This is a genomic window from Mycobacterium sp. Root135 (genome assembly GCF_001426545.1).
In the GTDB taxonomy this organism is placed as follows: domain Bacteria; phylum Actinomycetota; class Actinomycetes; order Mycobacteriales; family Mycobacteriaceae; genus Mycobacterium.
The window spans coordinates 1,036,167-1,052,231 of sequence record NZ_LMEZ01000005.1; the positions used below are offsets into that span (position 1 = coordinate 1,036,167).

14 protein-coding genes are annotated in these 16,065 nt (G+C 68.8%); 8 read left to right on the forward strand and 6 right to left on the reverse strand.

What is annotated here, in order from left to right:
* Nucleotides 1–4: 4 nt before the first annotated feature.
* From ASD37_RS16120 to marP, 3 genes are read left to right on the forward strand one after another with little or no spacing between them, the layout of a single operon-like run.
* Nucleotides 5–661, forward strand: a complete 657-nt coding sequence (locus tag ASD37_RS16120; RefSeq protein WP_056552717.1) for a TlpA disulfide reductase family protein — start codon at nt 5–7, stop codon at nt 659–661.
* Nucleotides 661–1,449, forward strand: a complete 789-nt coding sequence (locus tag ASD37_RS16125; RefSeq protein WP_056552720.1) for a CoA pyrophosphatase — start codon at nt 661–663, stop codon at nt 1,447–1,449. Before ASD37_RS16120 ends, ASD37_RS16125 begins: the two co-directional genes overlap by 1 nt.
* Nucleotides 1,446–2,633 carry an acid resistance serine protease MarP gene (gene marP / locus ASD37_RS16130; protein ID WP_056552722.1) on the forward strand — a complete coding sequence of 396 codons (1,188 nt, stop codon included), beginning with the start codon at nt 1,446–1,448 and terminating at the stop codon, nt 2,631–2,633. Before ASD37_RS16125 ends, marP begins: the two co-directional genes overlap by 4 nt.
* Here the strand turns inward: marP and ASD37_RS16135 are convergent.
* Nucleotides 2,630–3,532, reverse strand: a complete 903-nt coding sequence (locus tag ASD37_RS16135; protein ID WP_056552725.1) for an alpha/beta fold hydrolase — start codon at nt 3,530–3,532, stop codon at nt 2,630–2,632. The two genes, marP and ASD37_RS16135, sit on opposite strands and share 4 nt — an antisense overlap.
* A gap of 77 nt (nt 3,533–3,609) precedes the next feature.
* Nucleotides 3,610–4,110, reverse strand: coding sequence for a phage holin family protein (locus ASD37_RS16140; RefSeq protein ID WP_056552728.1), 501 nt, complete (start codon nt 4,108–4,110; stop codon nt 3,610–3,612).
* Between the two features lie 146 nt (nt 4,111–4,256).
* Between ASD37_RS16140 and ASD37_RS16145 the strand changes: the two genes are divergently transcribed.
* On the forward strand, nt 4,257–4,979 hold the full coding sequence (locus ASD37_RS16145; RefSeq protein ID WP_082570170.1) for a S1 family peptidase: 723 nt from the start codon (nt 4,257–4,259) through the stop codon (nt 4,977–4,979).
* Here the strand turns inward: ASD37_RS16145 and ASD37_RS16150 are convergent.
* Nucleotides 4,976–6,811, reverse strand: coding sequence for an NAD(P)/FAD-dependent oxidoreductase (locus ASD37_RS16150; protein ID WP_056552731.1), 1,836 nt, complete (start codon nt 6,809–6,811; stop codon nt 4,976–4,978). The two genes, ASD37_RS16145 and ASD37_RS16150, sit on opposite strands and share 4 nt — an antisense overlap.
* 117 nt (nt 6,812–6,928) lie before the next feature.
* Here ASD37_RS16150 and ASD37_RS16155 point away from each other — a divergent pair, with 117 nt between their 5' ends.
* The 3 genes from ASD37_RS16155 to ASD37_RS16165 are packed head-to-tail and all read left to right on the forward strand — an operon-like array spanning nt 6,929 to nt 10,087.
* Nucleotides 6,929–7,990, forward strand: a complete 1,062-nt coding sequence (locus ASD37_RS16155) for a 2,3-butanediol dehydrogenase (RefSeq protein ID WP_056552734.1) — start codon at nt 6,929–6,931, stop codon at nt 7,988–7,990.
* On the forward strand, nt 7,987–8,772 hold the full coding sequence (locus tag ASD37_RS16160; protein WP_056552736.1) for an acetoin reductase: 786 nt from the start codon (nt 7,987–7,989) through the stop codon (nt 8,770–8,772). Before ASD37_RS16155 ends, ASD37_RS16160 begins: the two co-directional genes overlap by 4 nt.
* Before the next feature lie 37 nt (nt 8,773–8,809).
* Nucleotides 8,810–10,087 (forward strand): helix-turn-helix domain-containing protein, encoded by a 1,278-nt coding sequence (locus ASD37_RS16165; RefSeq protein WP_056553492.1) that lies wholly within the window; start codon nt 8,810–8,812, stop codon nt 10,085–10,087.
* 61 nt (nt 10,088–10,148) lie between these two features.
* Here the strand turns inward: ASD37_RS16165 and adh are convergent, their stop codons facing one another.
* The 3 genes from adh to acs form a co-directional block, all read right to left on the reverse strand.
* Nucleotides 10,149–11,672, reverse strand: a complete 1,524-nt coding sequence (gene adh / locus ASD37_RS16170) for an aldehyde dehydrogenase (RefSeq protein WP_056552739.1) — start codon at nt 11,670–11,672, stop codon at nt 10,149–10,151.
* Between the two features lie 96 nt (nt 11,673–11,768).
* The gene (locus ASD37_RS16175) at nt 11,769–13,037 is read right to left on the reverse strand and encodes a GAF domain-containing protein (protein WP_056552742.1); all 1,269 of its coding nucleotides are present in this window, start codon (nt 13,035–13,037) and stop codon (nt 11,769–11,771) included.
* A gap of 91 nt (nt 13,038–13,128) precedes the next feature.
* Nucleotides 13,129–15,078 carry an acetate--CoA ligase gene (gene acs, locus ASD37_RS16180; RefSeq protein ID WP_056552745.1) on the reverse strand — a complete coding sequence of 650 codons (1,950 nt, stop codon included), beginning with the start codon at nt 15,076–15,078 and terminating at the stop codon, nt 13,129–13,131.
* Nucleotides 15,079–15,233: 155 nt separating this feature from the next.
* Between acs and ASD37_RS16185 the strand changes: the two genes are divergently transcribed.
* Nucleotides 15,234–15,980 (forward strand): hypothetical protein, encoded by a 747-nt coding sequence (locus ASD37_RS16185; RefSeq protein ID WP_056552748.1) that lies wholly within the window; start codon nt 15,234–15,236, stop codon nt 15,978–15,980.
* The last annotated feature ends 85 nt before the right edge of the window (nt 15,981–16,065 follow it).

Below are 16,065 nucleotides of genomic sequence, written 5' to 3' on the forward strand. Positions count from 1 at the left end.
CCCCATGCGCGCATCAACTCGATGGACCCTGGCTGGGCTCGTCGTCATCGTGGCACTGGTCGTCGCGTTGTGGCGCGAGGTCGGCGCCGACGACCCGGCCGCGAACCCCGGTGGTGGTCTGTCGGCGGGCGTTGCCAGGGAACACCGCGACGCCGACACCGCCGAGGCGCTGGCGGGTCCGCGCGCCGAGGCCGACCTGCCTCCATGCCCCAGCCCGTCGACCGGATCCTCGCCCGAGGCGCTGCAAGGGATCACGACCGAGTGCGCCGCCGACGGCAGTCGCGCCGACGTCGCGGCGATGGTCGCGGGCCGCAACGTAGTGCTGAACCTCTGGGCCTACTGGTGTGGGCCCTGCGCCGACGAACTGCCCGCGATGGCCGAGTACCAGCGGCGGATGGGGCCGGCCGTGACGGTGCTGACCGTGCATCAGGACGAGAACGAGACCGCGGCGCTGCTGCGGCTGACCGAGCTGGGTGTGAAGCTGCCGACCCTGCAGGACGGTCGACGGCTGGTCGCCGCCGCGCTGAAGGTGCCCAATGTCATGCCCGCCACCGTCGTGCTGCGTTCGGACGGTACGGTGGCAAAAATCCTGCCGCGTGCGTTCACCAGCGCCGATGAGATTGCCGCGGCGGTGAATCCGGCGATGGGAGTGGGCGGTTGATGTCGAACGGTGCCGGGGGACCGTCGGCTGCCCTCGATGCCGCAGCGGCTCCGTCGTGGCTGAAGCCGCTGCTCGAGAACGTCGCCGACGTGCCGCGGGCGTACCGCGAGCGGGTGCCCGCCGACGTGCTCGCCGCCATCAAGGTCGCCAACGCCGCCGCGACGGTGACCGGAACCAAGCGTGACGCCGCCGTCCTGGTGCTGTTCTCCGGGCCGTTCGACTCCCCGTCCGGCGGCCTGCCGCCCGACGCCGACCTGCTGCTCACGGTCCGCGCCTCGACGTTGCGCCAGCACGCCGGTCAGGCCGCCTTCCCCGGCGGCGCGTCCGATCCCGGCGACGGCGGACCCGTCGGCACCGCGCTGCGGGAGGCCAACGAGGAGACCGGAGTCGACGTCACCCGGTTGCAGCCCCTTGTCACGCTGGACCGGATGTTCATCCCGCCGTCGGGCTTCCACGTGGTCCCCGTGCTGGCCTACTCACCGGACCCGGGACCGGTCGGCGTCGTCGACGACGGGGAGACGGCGATCGTCGCCCGCGTCCCCGTCCGCGCCTTCGTCAATCCCGAGAACCGGTTGATGGTGTACCGCAAGGAGAACACCACCCGATTCGCCGGGCCCGCCTTCATGCTCAACCAGATGCTGGTCTGGGGTTTCACCGGCCAGGTCATCTCCGCGATTCTCGACGTCGCGGGCTGGGCGGAGCCGTGGAACGCCGACGACGTCCGCGAACTGGACGTGGCGATGGCGCTCGTCGGCGGCGGCAGCGATTACCGTGATGGCCCACAATGACTTCGTCGCAGTGGCTTGATCTGGCCGTCCTCGCCATCGCCTTCGTCGCCGCCATCTCCGGGTGGCGCTCCGGGGCGCTTGGTTCGCTGTTGTCCTTCGTCGGCGTGATCCTCGGCGCCGTCGCGGGTGTGCTGCTGGCACCGCACGTCGTCGGTCACGTCGACGGGGCGCGGACCAAGCTGTTCGTGGCGCTGTTCCTGATCCTCGGGCTGGTCGTCATCGGTGAGATCGCCGGCGTCGTGCTCGGCAGGGCCGTGCGGGGGGCGATCCGCAACGGCGGGCTGCGCACCGTCGACTCGGTGGTCGGGGTCGCGCTGCAGCTGGTCGCGGTTCTGGTGGCGGCGTGGCTGCTCGCGACGCCGCTGACGTCCTCCGACCAACCCGATCTCGCTGCGGCCGTGCGTGGTTCGCGGGTGCTGTCGACGGTCGACCAGGCCGCGCCGGCCTGGCTCAAGCGGGTCCCGACGCGGTTGTCGTCATTGCTGGACACCTCCGGGCTGCCCGACGTGCTGCAGCCGTTCGGCCGCACCCCGATCGTCAACGTCGACGCGCCGGACGCCGCCCTGGCCAGCGACCCCGTGGTCGCGGCCACCCGGCCGAGCGTGCTGAAGATTCGCGGGGTGGCGACGAGCTGCCAGAAGGTGCTCGAGGGCAGCGGATTCGTCGTCGCGCCCAACCGGGTCATGTCCAACGCGCACGTGGTCGCAGGTTCGGAGAGCGTGACCGTCGAATCCGAGGGCAAGACCTACGACGCGACGGTGGTGTCCTACGACCCGAACGCCGACATCTCGATCCTCGACGTTCCCGACCTTCCGGCGGCACCGCTGCAGTTCGACCTGCAGGAGGCGCCGACGGGGACCGACGCGGTCGTGATGGGGTATCCGGGTGGCGGAGAGTTCACGGCCACCCCGGGCCGCATCCGCGAGATCATCCAGCTCAACGGGCCCGACATCTACCACACGAACACGGTCACCCGTGAGGTCTACACCATCAGAGGCACTGTTCGGCAAGGCAATTCGGGCGGTCCGTTGATCGACAAAGATGGCAAGGTGCTCGGCGTGGTGTTCGGCGCCGCGGTCGACGACGCGGACACGGGCTTCGTGCTGACGTCCCACGAGGTCGAGAAGCAGATGGCGAAGGTCGGCAACACCCAGCGGGTGTCCACCGACACCTGCATCTCCTAGCCGCGGTCGCCGTAGACGCCTGCGAGGAACCTCGTCAGTTGCTCGTTGACCAGCTCGGGATTCTCCTCGTGGGCGAAATGTCCGGAGCCTGCGATGGATACGTATCGTCCATGCGGGGCGAACCGCTGGGTGCGACGCACGGGGTCGGCCAGCACGTAGGGGTCGGCGTCACCCCGCACGTGCAGCATGGGCACCGACAGCGGCCGCTTCATCGACCGCATGAAGCGGCGCCCCTCGCCGCGAAGCTGGCTGCGGACCGCCCAGCGCTGATATTCCAACGCCGAATGTGCCGCCGACGGGATCTGGATGGCCCGGCGCATGTGTCGGATGGTTTCCGAGAAGTCCTCTGAGGCAAGCCAATTCGCGCCGGCCCTGCTGCGGACGACGGCCTCCAGCTCGGCGGCGTCGTCATCGGTGAGCGACCGTTCGGGCCAGAAGGGCACCTGATAGCGCATCATCCACGGCAGCAGTGCCATGCCTTGGTCGCGGCGCGTCAACGCCGACGCGCGCAACGCGACCGGGTGCGGCGAGCTGACGACGGCAATCGACCGCACCACCCTGGGGTGCAGCACCGACGTGGCCCAGCAGACCAGCCCGCCGTCGGCATGCCCGACCAGCGTCGCGGTCTCGTGGCCGAGCGCCCGAACCAGGCCCGCGGTGTCGCCGGCCAGCGTCCAGCCGTCGTAGCCCCTTGGCGGTTTGTCGCTGCCGCCGTAGCCGCGCAGGTCGACGGCCACCACCCTGGCGCCGCTCAGCCCGCGGAGTTGGTGCCGCCACGACCACCAGAACGAGCCGAAGCCGTGAAGCAGCATGACCAGCGGTTGACCGGCAGGCGAGTCGTCGGTCGTGGGGTTGGCCTCGACGACGTGAAAGCGAATGCCGTTGGCGTGCACGTCCATGTGCCGCCACGGGCCGGCAATGCGCGTGATCGACGGATCGGGTGGCGGCTGGGTGGTGCGCCCCCGGGAGCGAGCCACTACCAGCCGGAGGGATCTGCCGTCGGCGCGGAAGGCTTCACGGGGGTCCTGTCGCCGCCGGGCGTCAGCGCGACCCGCGCCTCCTTGACCGACTCGATGGTCTTCCGCGGGCCCCTGATCTTTCGGACCTTGAGGTAGCCAAGGAACGCCAGCAGTCCGGTCGTCAGCAGCATCAAGCCGAAGACGATCAGATCGGCCGCCCACTTCTGCAGCCACAGGTCCAACAGGTCCGAGACGAAGAAGAAGAAGAAGAACGTCGAGTAGAACAGGACGACGAGGGCGAGGATGAAATAGACGCTGCCCGTCAGACCCTTCTTGACGTCGCGGGTGATCTCGGCGCGGGCCAGTTCCACCTCGGCGCGCACCAGCGTGGACATCTGCGCCGTCGCGTCCTTGACCAGGTCGCCCACCGACGGGTCGGGCTTCGGTGCGTGCGGATCCACCAGTGGAATCGAGGTCACCGTCGTCGGAACGCCGCTCTTGCGGTCGCCATTGCTCACGGACACGTCCTCCCCGTTCGATGTACAGTCCCGCAGTTCATGGGGGTCGGCGCCCATGTTGCCATGTCGAGGCCTCTGCAACGATTCCGGCCGACGTTAGACTGACCTCGCTTGGCCGTCGGCCGGAGCAGTCCCCAGGAGGTTCCTTGCAGTTCGTACGAAGTCATCGGAGTCAGTTCGTCCTGTCCGCGCTCTTCGTCGTCCTGGTAGCCGCCCTGACCACACCTCACCCCGCGGTCTCCCGCGCCGATGACAAGGTGGTCCTCGGGGGCGGGTCGGGAATCGTGATCGACGGCGACACCTTCTGCACCCTGACCACGATCGGCAACGACTCCAAGGGCAACCTGATCGGCTTCACCTCCGCGCACTGCGGCGGTCCCGGCGCGCAGGTGGCCTCCGAACGAGCCCAGTCGAGCGGCGTCGTCGGCACGATGGTCGCCGGCAACGACGGTCTCGACTACGCCGTGATCCAGTTCGACCCCGCGAAGGTGCAGCCGGTCAACTCGATCGACGGCTTCGAGATCGACGGCCTCGGACCCGATCCGGTGTTCGGTGAGAACGCCTGCAAGCTCGGCCGCACGACGGGCCAGTCGTGCGGCGTGACCTGGGGGCCCGGCGACAAACCCGGCACCATCCTCAACCAGGTGTGCGGCCAGCCCGGTGACTCGGGTGCCCCGGTCACCGTGAACAACATGCTGGTCGGCATGATCCACGGCGCCTTCAGCGAGGACCTGCCGACGTGCGTGGTGAAGTTCGTCCCGCTGCACACCCCGGCGGTCACCATGTCGATGACCTCGGTGCTGGCCGACATCAACGCGAAGAACCGACCGGGTTCCGGTTTCGTCCCGGTCGGCGCTCCTGCTTCCTAGCTCAGGTGGTGCACTTCCTGTAGCCCGTACACCGGGGTGGGCAGGCCTTCATAGCGCGCCTTGAGTTGGAGCGCCAGATACAGCGAATAGTGCCGGGACTGATGCAGATTCCCGCCGTGGAACCACAGGTTCTCCTGCTGCGTCGGCTTCCACATGTTGCGCTGCTCGCCCTCCCACGGTCCCGGGTCCTTGGCGGTGTCGCTGCCGAGACCCCAGACCTTGCCCACCTTGTCGGCGACGTCCTGGCCGATGAGGTCCGCCGCCCACCCGTTCATCGAGCCGTACCCGGTGGCGTAGACCACGACGTCGGCGGGCAGCACCGTGCCGTCGGTCAGCACCACCGTGTCCTCGGTGAGCTTCTCGACCTGACCGTGCGCCAGCTTGATGGTGCCGTCGGCGACCAGATCGCACGCGCCGACGTCGATGTAGTAGCCGGAGCCGCGACGCAGGTACTTCATGAAGAGGCCCGAATCGTCGTCGCCCCAATCCAATTCGAAGCCCGCCGCGGTCAGCCGGTCGTAGAAGTCCTTGTCCCGCTCGCGGATCGCGTCGTAGACCGGGATCTGGAACTCGTGCATGATTCTGTACGGCAGCGAGGCGAACGTCAGGTCGGCCTTCTCGGTCGTCATGCCGGAGGCCACGGCCCGCTCCGAATAGAGGTCGCCGAGGCCGATGTCCATCAGCGAATCCGACTTCACGATGTGGGTCGAGGACCGCTGCACCATCGTCGTGTCGACGCCGTTCTCGACGAGCGCCTTGCAGATGTCGTGCGCGGAGTTGTTGGACCCGATCACCACGGCGCGCTTGCCGACGTAGCGGTCCGGGCCCGGGTGGACGCTGGAGTGGTGCTGCTCGCCGCGGAACACGTCCTGCCCGGGCAACGTCGGAATGCTCGGCTTGCCGGACATGCCGGTGGCCAGCACCAGCTGCGTGGGGTGCAGCGTCAGCCGCTCCCCGTCGCGGTCGATCTCGACGGTCCACTTCTTCTCGGCCTCGTCGAAGGAGGCAGACAGGCAGCTGGTCTTCGACCAGTACGGCACCTCCATGACCCTGGTGTAGAACTCGAGCCAGTCGCCGATCTTGTCCTTCGGCGCGAACACCGGCCAGTTCTGCGGGAACGGCATGTACGGCAGGTGGTCGTACCAGACCGGATCGTGCAGGCACAGGGACTTGTAGCGCTTGCGCCACTGGTCCCCCGGGCGGTCGTGCTTGTCGACGACGATTGCCGGCACACCGAGCTGACGCAGCCGCGCGCCAAGCGCGATGCCGCCCTGACCGCCGCCGACCACCAGCGTGTACGGCTGGTCGCTGCGGCCAAGGGCGCGTTCCTCGTCCGCCCGCTTCTCCGCCCACGACCTGGTGTCGGCGTCGGAACCGTGCACCGCGCCCAGCACGCGGGTCACGCCCTTGCGCTCCTCGTGGCCCTTGATCTCCTGCATCGCCGTCAGCAAGGTCCAGGCCACGTCGTTGCCGTCGTCGTCGGTCTTGATGCGCAGGTGCCCTGTGCCGCGCCCGACGGCGGTCTCGAACTCGATGAACGCCGAGGCGACGTCGCCGTCGGCAGTGGCCTCCTCGCGGGTGCGGAAACCGGACGGGCTGGTCTCGGCCAACCGCGCGTGCAGCATGTCGGCGACGCCGTCGCGCCCCTCGACCGTCTTGAGGTTCCAGGTGAAGGAGACGAGGTCGCGCCAGAAGCTGTCGACGGCGAACATCGCCACCACCCGCTCGACGTCACGCACGGCCAACGCCGCTTCGAAATTGGCGAGCCACGCGTCGACGCGAGCCTGTGGGGTGATGGCCGCGGAGGCCGGCTTTTCAATCGTTTCGGTCATGTGACTCAGAGCACACCACCGCGGCATCGGACGCAAGGGTTGCAGCGGGTTGCAGCCGGTGCATGCAACGGGGTGCAACTCTTTCGGAACGTGGCCGCCGTCACATAGACATGGCTCATGAGAGCAGCTGTGTACTACGGACCCAACAAACTCGAGGTCGCCGACGTCCCCGAACCCAATCCCACGCCGGGCACCGTCAAGGTCAAGGTCGGGTTCAACGGCATCTGCGGCACCGACCTGCACGAGTACTACGCGGGCCCGATCTTCATCCCGACCACGCCGCATCCCCTGACCGGACAGCAGCTGCCGCTGACCATGGGCCACGAGTTCTCCGGTGTCATCACCGAGGTGGGCGACGGCGTCACCGACTACGCGGCAGGCGACCGGGTGGCCATAATGCCGCTCTACCGGTGTGGGCACTGCGGGCCGTGCCGGGCGGGCACCTACAACATCTGCCAGCAGATCGGCTTCCACGGCCTGATGTCCGACGGCGGTATGGCCGAGTACACCGTCGTGCCAACCGACATGCTGCACCGCCTGCCCGACAACGTCTCGATGGAGCTCGGCGCCCTCGTCGAACCCATGTCGGTGGCCTACCACGCGGCAACTCTGGGCGAGCCGAACGCCGACGGCACCTCGATGGTGTTCGGCGCGGGCCCGATCGGCATCGGACTGTGGTTTGCGTTGCGCGGCAAGGGGGTCGAGGACGTCTTCGTCGTCGAACCGTCGGCCACCCGGCGAGCGTCGATCGAAGCGCTCGGCGCCCGCACGCTTGATCCGACCGCGGTCGACGTGGCGGCCTTCATCGCCGATCACACCAACGGCGCCGGTGCCGACGCGGTGTTCGACGCCGCCGGTGTGACACCCGCCGTCGAGACCGCACTCGCCTGCGTCGGGGCGCGCCGACCGATGGTCAGCGTCGCCATCTACGAAAAGCCCCTGACGACACCGCTTCTCAATTTGGTGATGAACGAATCCCGCATCCAGGGGTCGCTCTGCTACACCGCCGACGACTTCCAAGCGGTCATCGCCCTGATGGCCGAGGACAAGTACGACACCACCGGCTGGGTGACGTCGATCCAGCTGGACGACGTCGTCGACGAGGGGTTCGAAGCGCTGCACGCGGGCACGAAGATGAAGGTCCTCGTCGACCCCTCGACCGCGGACGCGGCGTCGTGAGCGGGGCGTTGGACGGCAAGGTCGCACTGGTCACCGGTGCCGGACGCGGCATTGGGCGTGGCATCGCGTTGCGGTTGGCCCGCGACGGTGCGGACGTCGCGCTGGTCGACATCGGAGCCGACGGAATCTCCGCGGTCGCCGAGGAGATTGCCGAACTTGGTTCGAAGGCAACCACTTTCGTCGCCGACGTGAGCGACCGCGACCAGGTGTTCGCCGCCGTCGACCACGCGGCGACCACCCTCGGCGGTTTCGACATCATGGTGAACAACGCCGGCATCGCCCTGGTCGCCCCCTTGCTCGACACGACGCCGGAGGACGTCGCGAAGATCTGGGCGGTCAACGTCGACGGGGTGCTGTGGGGCGTCCAGGCCGCGGTGACCAAGTTCAAGGAGCAGGCGACCAAGGGCAAGGTGATCAACGCATCGTCGATCGCCGGTCACGACGGGTTCGCCATGCTCGGCGTCTACAGCGCCACCAAGTTCGCGGTGCGCGCGCTGACCCAGGCCGCGGCCAAGGAGCACGCCGCCGACGGCATCACCGTCAACGCCTACTGCCCCGGCGTCGTCGGCACCGACATGTGGGTCGAGATCGACAAGCGGTTCGCCGAGCTGACGGGCGCCGCCGAAGGCGAGACGTACGACAAGTTCGTCGGCGGAATCCTGCTCGGCCGCGCTGAGACCCCCGACGACGTGGCGGGCTTCGTGTCCTATCTGGCCGGGCCCGACGCCGACTACATGACGGGGCAGGCGGGGCTGATCGACGGCGGCCTTGTTTTCCGTTGATGGCTTTCGTCTGTGATCGGGAGCACAATCAGGGGTGATGCAAGACCTTTCCTCTCCCGAACCGGCCGTCGCGGTCGGTGAGGATCCGCGGGACTATGCGCGGCTGATGTCGGCGGTGTACGACGCGACGATGTCGGGTGCCCGCGCGCCTGCCCGCCCGCGGTCGGTGATCGAGGACTCTTGGCAGCGGATGATCGCCAACGGCCTTGCGCCCGATCGACTGTCGGCGCCCGTCGTCGAACTCGCGGGTCTCGAGATGCTGCGCAAGTCCTCGGGTTTGCTCGGCGTCCTCGACGAGGTGTCGCGCAACCTGGAGTCGCTGATCGCCGACGGGGACAACATCCTCGTCGTCGCCGACGCGCTGGGCCGGGTGCTGTGGCGCAGTGGCTCGGCGTCGGTGCTCAACCACGCCGACCGGCTGGGCTTCATCGAAGGGGCGCACTGGGGTGAGAGCGCCGTCGGCACCAACGCCATCGGGACCGCCCTGGCCTCCAACCGGGCGGTGCAGGTGTTCTCCGCCGAGCACTACCAGCGCAGCCATCACCCGTGGACGTGTGCGGGAGCGCCGATCAAGGACCCGCGCACGGGGCAGGTCATCGGCGTCGTCGACGTCTCGGGGCCAGCGGCGACGGTGCACCCCACGACGGTCGCCCTCGTCGACGTCGTCGCGCGGCTCGCCGAGTCGCGGCTGCGCGAACAGCACGACCAGACCCTGAACCGGTTGCGCGCGGTGGCCGCGCCCATCCTCGCCCGCATCGCGGCGCCCGCGCTCGCCGTCGACCAGGACGGGTGGGTGGCGGCGGTGGACTCGGTGCCGATGCACAACCGAATCCTGCTGCCCGCGGAGATCGCACCCGGCCGGGCCTGGGTGCCGCCACTGGGCATGTGCGAGATCGAACTGCTGCCCGGCGGGTGGTTGGTGCGCCCGACCGACGACGACGCCACCCCCGGCATCTCCCGCGTCACCCTCGACGTCCGCGACTCGGGGGCGCCGTCACTGGAGATGGTCGGCCAGTTCGGCTGTTGGCGGCACGACATCTCGCCTCGGCACGCCGAAATCCTGCTGATCCTCGCCACGCATCGCGACGGGCGGTCCGCGCCCGAGCTCGCCGAGGACCTCTACGGCGACCGGTCGCGCGTGGTGACGGTGCGGGCCGAGATGTCGCGGCTGCGAAGGCAACTCGCGGGTCTGGTGCACGGCCGGCCGTACCGATTCCCGTCGGCGGCGGTCGTCGACGTCTGCTACCCGCCGGACCGGGCGACGTTGCTCGCCGCCTCGACGGCACCGGCGATCAGGGCCATGCGCTTGCCGTGAACGTGAAGAAGTGCGCGAGAATTCGAGCATTTCTCGCGCACTTCTTCACGTTCGGCAGGGGTTAGAAGAAGCCCTGCGCCTTGTTGCCGTAGGACACCAGCAGGTTCTTGGTCTGCTGGTAGTGGTCGAGCATCATCTTGTGGTTCTCGCGGCCGATGCCGGACTGCTTGTACCCGCCGAACGCCGCATGTGCGGGGTACGCGTGGTAGCAGTTGGTCCACACGCGACCGGCCTTGATGTCCCGACCCGCGCGGTAGGCGGTGTTGCCGTCACGGCTCCACACGCCGGCGCCGAGGCCGTAGAGGGTGTCGTTGGCGATCGAGATGGCCTCGTCGTAGTCGCTGAACGACGTGACGGCGACGACCGGGCCGAAGATCTCCTCCTGGAACACCCGCATCTTGTTGTTGCCCTCGAAGATCGTCGGCTGCACGTAGTAGCCGCCAGCCAGTTCGCCACCGAGCTCGGCACGTTCGCCGCCGGTGATGACCTTGGCGCCCTCGTCCTTGCCGATCTCGATGTAGGACAGGATCTTTTCCAACTGATCGTTGGAGGCCTGGGCGCCGATCATCGTCTCGGTGTCCAGCGGGTCGCCCTGGCGGACGGCCTTGGTACGGATCGCGGCCTGAGTCAGGAACTCGTCGTAGATGTCGGCCTGCACCAGTGAGCGTGACGGGCAGGTGCACACCTCGCCCTGGTTGAGGGCGAACATCGTGAAGCCCTCCAGCGCCTTGTCCTGGAAGTCGTCGACCTGGGCCATGACGTCGGAGAAGAAGATGTTGGGGCTCTTGCCGCCCAGCTCCAACGTGACCGGGATCAGGTTCTGCGAGGCGTACTGCATGATCAGGCGCCCGGTGGTGGTCTCACCGGTGAAGGCGATCTTCGCGATCCGGTTGCTCGACGCCAGCGGCTTGCCCGCCTCGACGCCAAAACCGTTGACCACGTTGACCACACCGGCGGGCAGCAGGTCACCGATGATCGACATCAAATAGAGGATCGACACCGGGGTCTGCTCGGCGGGCTTGAGCACCACCGCGTTGCCTGCGGCGAGCGCGGGAGCGAGCTTCCACACCGCCATCAGGATGGGGAAGTTCCACGGGATGATCTGTCCCACGACGCCGAGGGGCTCGTGGAAGTGGTAGGCGACGGTGTCCTCGTCGATCTGGGACAGCGAACCCTCTTGGGCGCGAAGGGCTCCCGCGAAGTAGCGGAAGTGGTCAACGGCCAACGGGATGTCGGCGTTGAGCGTCTCGCGGACCGGCTTGCCGTTGTCCCACGCCTCGGCGACGGCGATCGACTCGAGATTCTGCTCGATGCGGTCGGCGATCTTGTTCAGGATGTTGGCCCGCTCGGCAGGCGACGTCTTGCCCCAGGCGGGGGCGGCGGCGTGAGCGGCGTCGAGCGCCTTCTCGATGTCGGACTCGTCGGACCGCGCCACCTCGCAGAACGTCTTGCCGGTGATCGGCGTCGGGTTCTCGAAGTAGCGGCCTGCGGTGGGGGCCACCCAGTCGCCGCCGATGTAGTTGTCGTAGCGGGAGTCGAAGGTCATCACCGAGCCTTCGGTGCCGGGCCGCGCGTAAACAGTCATGGGTTCCTCTCCAACGAACGGGGCGACATCACCGGTGGAAGTGTGTCGGTCGTCACTCAAGATAGGCGAAAAGGGGTTGCATCACGGTTGCACGGTTCAGCCGAATTCGAAGTCGAGGCCGGCGAGGTGTCCACCGGCCCTGGCCCGGTCCACCGGTTCGGCGCTGTCGTGCAGTCGACGCCAGCCGTCGCGGTCGTCGGACCCCTCGGGCAGTTGGAGCCAACGGCGGAGCAGCCCGAGGTCGCCGGTTGCCATGACCGCGCCGCGCAGGCTGGTGCTCAACTCGGTTCGCAGCCGTGCGACGGCCGGGGACACCGACTTGCTCAGCAGTGGGCCGGGGTACGCGTCGAGGGCCGCCGCCACGTCGCCGCGGGCCAGCGCGTCGAAGACCTCGGCGAGATCGCTCGAGATCGGCGCCGTCAGCCGGTAGGGCCGCGACGACAGCAGTTCGGGGCCGACGACCCTGCGTAGCCGCGACATCTCGGCGCGGATCGTGACGACGTCGAGGTGCCCGTCGTCCAACAGCGTGGCGAGGTGGTCGGCGCTCAGCCCCTCGGGGTGTCTGCTGAGCAGGACCAGGATGTCGGCGTGCCTGCCTGTGAGCGCGACGCGGGTCGGCCGCCCGTGTGCGTCGGTGCTCTCCCACCGCGGCCGGTCGGCCCCAAGGACCCGCAAACGCGGTGCTGCAGTGAGGGTTTCGACGCGGGGTGCCTCGATGAAGCGCAGCAGCGCCAGATGGTTCTCGACGGCGACAACGGTGGCGCGCACCAAGGCCAGGGTCTGGGACGACGACACGTCGTCGCCCCCGGTGAGGTCGATCGCGCCGATCAACGTTCCCGTCACGGGGTCGTGCACCGGCACCGCCGTGCAACTCCACGGTTGCACCAGTCGGGAGAAGTGTTCGGTGCCGCGGATCTGCACCTCGGCGTCCAGCGCCAGCGCCGTGCCCGGCGCATTGGTGCCCGCCCCGCGTTCACTCCAGTCCGCGCCGGGGACGAAGTTCATCGACTCGGCCTGACGACATGCCGCGGCGTCACCCTCGACCCACAGCAGGGTGCCGTCCGCCGCGCTGACCGCGACCATCACCCCCGAGGACCGCGCGTCCTCGACCAGCAATCGGCGGATGACCGGCAAGGCCGAGGCCAGGGGATGGGCCGCCCGCATCCGGGCCACGCTGAGCGCGAGGTCGGAGGACTGGGCACCGCCGCGGTCGGGGTCGACGCCCCTGGCCAGGCTGCGCTGCCAACTCTCGACCACGACGCGGCGCAGAGGGGTCGACGCGAGATAGGACGCGTCGACCTCGCCCGCGACGAAGAGTTCGTGAACCGCGCGGACGTCGGCGTCCGCCGCCTTCGATGAACTCACCGGTGATCACGCTCCTCGCGAGGCGTGTCGTCGGCCCGCGTGGGAGCCACGATAGTCCCGTCGGCCACCGATGGGACCCGTCTCTCCGCCCCTACTTACTGGCGCGGATGGCCTCGAAGACGCTGGGGTCGACCAGCGTCGAGGTGTCCCCGAGCTCGCGGCCCTCGGCGACGTCGCGCAGCAGGCGCCGCATGATCTTGCCGCTGCGGGTCTTCGGCAGTTCGGGGACGACGTGAATCTCCCGCGGCCTGGCGATGGGGGAGATCTCGGTGGCAACCTGCTTGCGCAGTTCGTCGACCATGTCCTCCTCGCCACCCTTCGCTGAGGCCTTGAGGATGACGAACGCGCAGATGGCCTGGCCGGTCTGTTCGTCGGTGGCTCCGACGACGGCGGCCTCGGCGACCCCGGAGTGCCCGACGAGCGCGGATTCGACCTCGGCGGTGGAGATCCGGTGGCCGGAGATGTTCATGACGTCGTCGATGCGGCCGAGCACCCAGATCTCGCCGTCCTTGCCGTAGCGCGCGCCGTCGCCGGCGAAGTACCAGCCCTGCTCGGCGAAGCGCGACCAGTAGGTCTCCTTGAAGCGTTCGGGGTCGCCCCAGATGCCGCGCAGCATCGACGGCCACGGCTTGTCGAGCACCAGGTAGCCGCTGGCCTGTTCGCCGTGGTCGGTGCCCGGCTCCAGCTTGTTGCCGTCGTCGTCGACGATCATCGCGGAGATGCCCGGCAGCGGGGTCATGGCCGACCCCGGCTTTGCGTCGGTGACCCCGGGCAGCGGGGAGATCATGATCGAGCCGGTCTCGGTCTGCCACCAGGTGTCGACGATGGGGGTTTCGTCGGCGCCGAAGACGGTGCGGTACCAGCGCCACGCTTCGGGGTTGATGGGCTCACCGACCGAGCCGAGTAACCGCAGGCTGGACAGATCGTGCTCGGCGGCGATCTGGCGGCCGAGCTTCATGAACGTGCGCACCAGCGTCGGCGCGGTGTAATAGATTGTGACACCGCACTTTTCGATGATCTCGAAGTGTCGGTGCTCGGTGGGCGAGGTGGGGGTGCCCTCGTAAACCACCTGGGTGACGCCGTTGGAGAGCGGGCCGTAGACGATGTAGGTGTGCCCGGTGACCCAGCCGATGTCGGCGGTGCACCAGTACACGTCGGTCTCGGGCTTGACGTCGAAGACGTTGAAGTGGGTGTAGCTCGACTGGGTGAGGTAGCCGCCCGTGGTGTGCAGGATGCCCTTGGGCTTGCCGGTGGTTCCCGAGGTGTACAGCAGGAACAGCGGGTGCTCGGAGTCGAACGGCTCCGGGGTGTGCTCGGTCGACGCGGCGTCCACCACGTCGTGCCACCACAGGTCGCGGCCCTCGGTCCACTCGACGTCGATCCCGGTGCGGCGCACCACCAGAACGTGCTCGACGCTCTCGGACTCCTTGACTGCCTCGTCGACGGCTTCCTTCAGGGAGGCGGCCTTGCCGCGGCGGAACTGCCCGTCGGTGGTGATGACCAACTTGGCCTCTGCGTCCTCGACGCGTGCCTTCAACGCTGAGGCGGAGTATCCGGCGAAGACCACCGAGTGCATCGCGCCAAGCCGGGCGCAGGCGAGCATCGCCACGATCGCCTCGGGCACCATCGGCATGTAGATGGCGACGCGGTCGCCGGCGACGAGGCCGAGTTCGGTCAGGGCGTTGGCGGCCTTGCAGACCTCGTCCTTGAGCTGGGCGTAGGTGATGACGCGCTCGTCGTCGACCGGTTCGCCGACCCAGTGGATGGCGACCCTGTCGCCGTTGCCCGCCTCGACGTGGCGGTCCACGCAGTTGTAAGCGACGTTGAGCTTGCCGTCGGGGAACCACTTCGCGAACGGTGCCTCCGACCAGTCGAGGACCTCGGTGAAGGGTTTCGCCCACGACAGGCGCTCGGCCTGGGTCGCCCAGAACGCCAAACGATCGGCTTCGGCCTCGTCGTAGAGGGCGGCGGATGCGTTGGCCTGCTCGGAGAACGCGGCGGAGGGCGGATAGGACGGCGCCACGGTGTCATTCGATGCCATGAACGTGAGCGTAGTCACCCCTGATGTCGCTTCTCCGAACAACTCACACCGCCGGCTGCGGACGGTGCCCGGTACGCGCCGAACGCGCACGTGGACGGGTCCAACGGTCGGCCACCCCGCGCCGATGCGACGCGCCGGGGCACTACCGTGTCCTCGTGGCCGCTCCCGATCCCCTTGCCCCACTGGCGGACTTGCCGGGGGTCGCCGACGCCGGTGAAGCGGCCCGCGAGGCGCTCGCACTGGCGCATCGACACAAGACGAACCGGCGGGGTTGGCCCGCGACCGCGGCCGAGTCGGCGATGCGGGCCGCCCGCGCGTCGTCCGTCCTCGACGGCGGATCGTTGGTGCTCAACCCCGACGAGGGGCCCGACCCGGTATTGGCGGGCGCGCTGCGCGTCGCCGAAGCGCTCGAGGGCGGGGCGTCGTCGCTCATCGGGGTGTGGCAGCGCGCGCCACTGCAGGCAATCGCGAAACTTCACGCTCTGGCCGCCGCCGACCTGACCGACGACGACCGGCTCGGTCGGCCGCGTGCGGACGCGGGCGTCGGGCGTCGCCTCGAGATGCTGGCCGACGTCGTCACGACCACGCGCGTGCCGGCGCCGGTGCTGGCTGCGGTGGCCCACGGTGAACTGTTGGTGCTCGCCCCCTTCGGGGTGGCGGACGGCGTGGTGGCGCGTGGCGTGTCGCGGCTGGTCACCATCGCCAGTGGGTTGGACACCCGCGGCCTTGGCGTCCCGGAGCAGTTCTGGATGCAGAAGCCTGGCGACTACCGGGCGGCGGCCCGAGGCTTCGAGTCGGGGACGCGCGAGGGTCTGACCGCCTGGCTCGTCAACAGCAGTCATGCACTGAGGGCGGGTGCGCGCGAGGCGTTGGCGATTGCCGAGGCGGCGTCGAAGAAGTGACGTCAGCAAAATGAGGCGGGCGGCGCCCCGAAGTGATTCGGCTCGCCGCCCGCTAGCACGGAACTCCGGATACCATGCGTGCTGC

Excerpts from the sequence above, each read along its gene's own strand:
- ASD37_RS16150 (WP_056552731.1), bottom strand. The coding sequence starts at position 6,811 with ATGACCGAAACGATTGAAAAGCCGGCCTCCGCGGCCATCACCCCACAG.
- ASD37_RS16120 (WP_056552717.1), top strand. The coding sequence starts at position 5 with ATGCGCGCATCAACTCGATGGACCCTGGCTGGGCTCGTCGTCATCGTG.
- ASD37_RS16155 (WP_056552734.1), top strand. The coding sequence starts at position 6,929 with ATGAGAGCAGCTGTGTACTACGGACCCAACAAACTCGAGGTCGCCGAC.
- marP (WP_056552722.1), top strand. The coding sequence starts at position 1,446 with ATGACTTCGTCGCAGTGGCTTGATCTGGCCGTCCTCGCCATCGCCTTC.
- ASD37_RS16125 (WP_056552720.1), top strand. The coding sequence starts at position 661 with ATGTCGAACGGTGCCGGGGGACCGTCGGCTGCCCTCGATGCCGCAGCG.
- ASD37_RS16165 (WP_056553492.1), top strand. The coding sequence starts at position 8,810 with ATGCAAGACCTTTCCTCTCCCGAACCGGCCGTCGCGGTCGGTGAGGAT.
- acs (WP_056552745.1), bottom strand. The coding sequence starts at position 15,078 with ATGGCATCGAATGACACCGTGGCGCCGTCCTATCCGCCCTCCGCCGCG.
- adh (WP_056552739.1), bottom strand. The coding sequence starts at position 11,672 with ATGACTGTTTACGCGCGGCCCGGCACCGAAGGCTCGGTGATGACCTTC.
- ASD37_RS16135 (WP_056552725.1), bottom strand. The coding sequence starts at position 3,532 with ATGGACGTGCACGCCAACGGCATTCGCTTTCACGTCGTCGAGGCCAAC.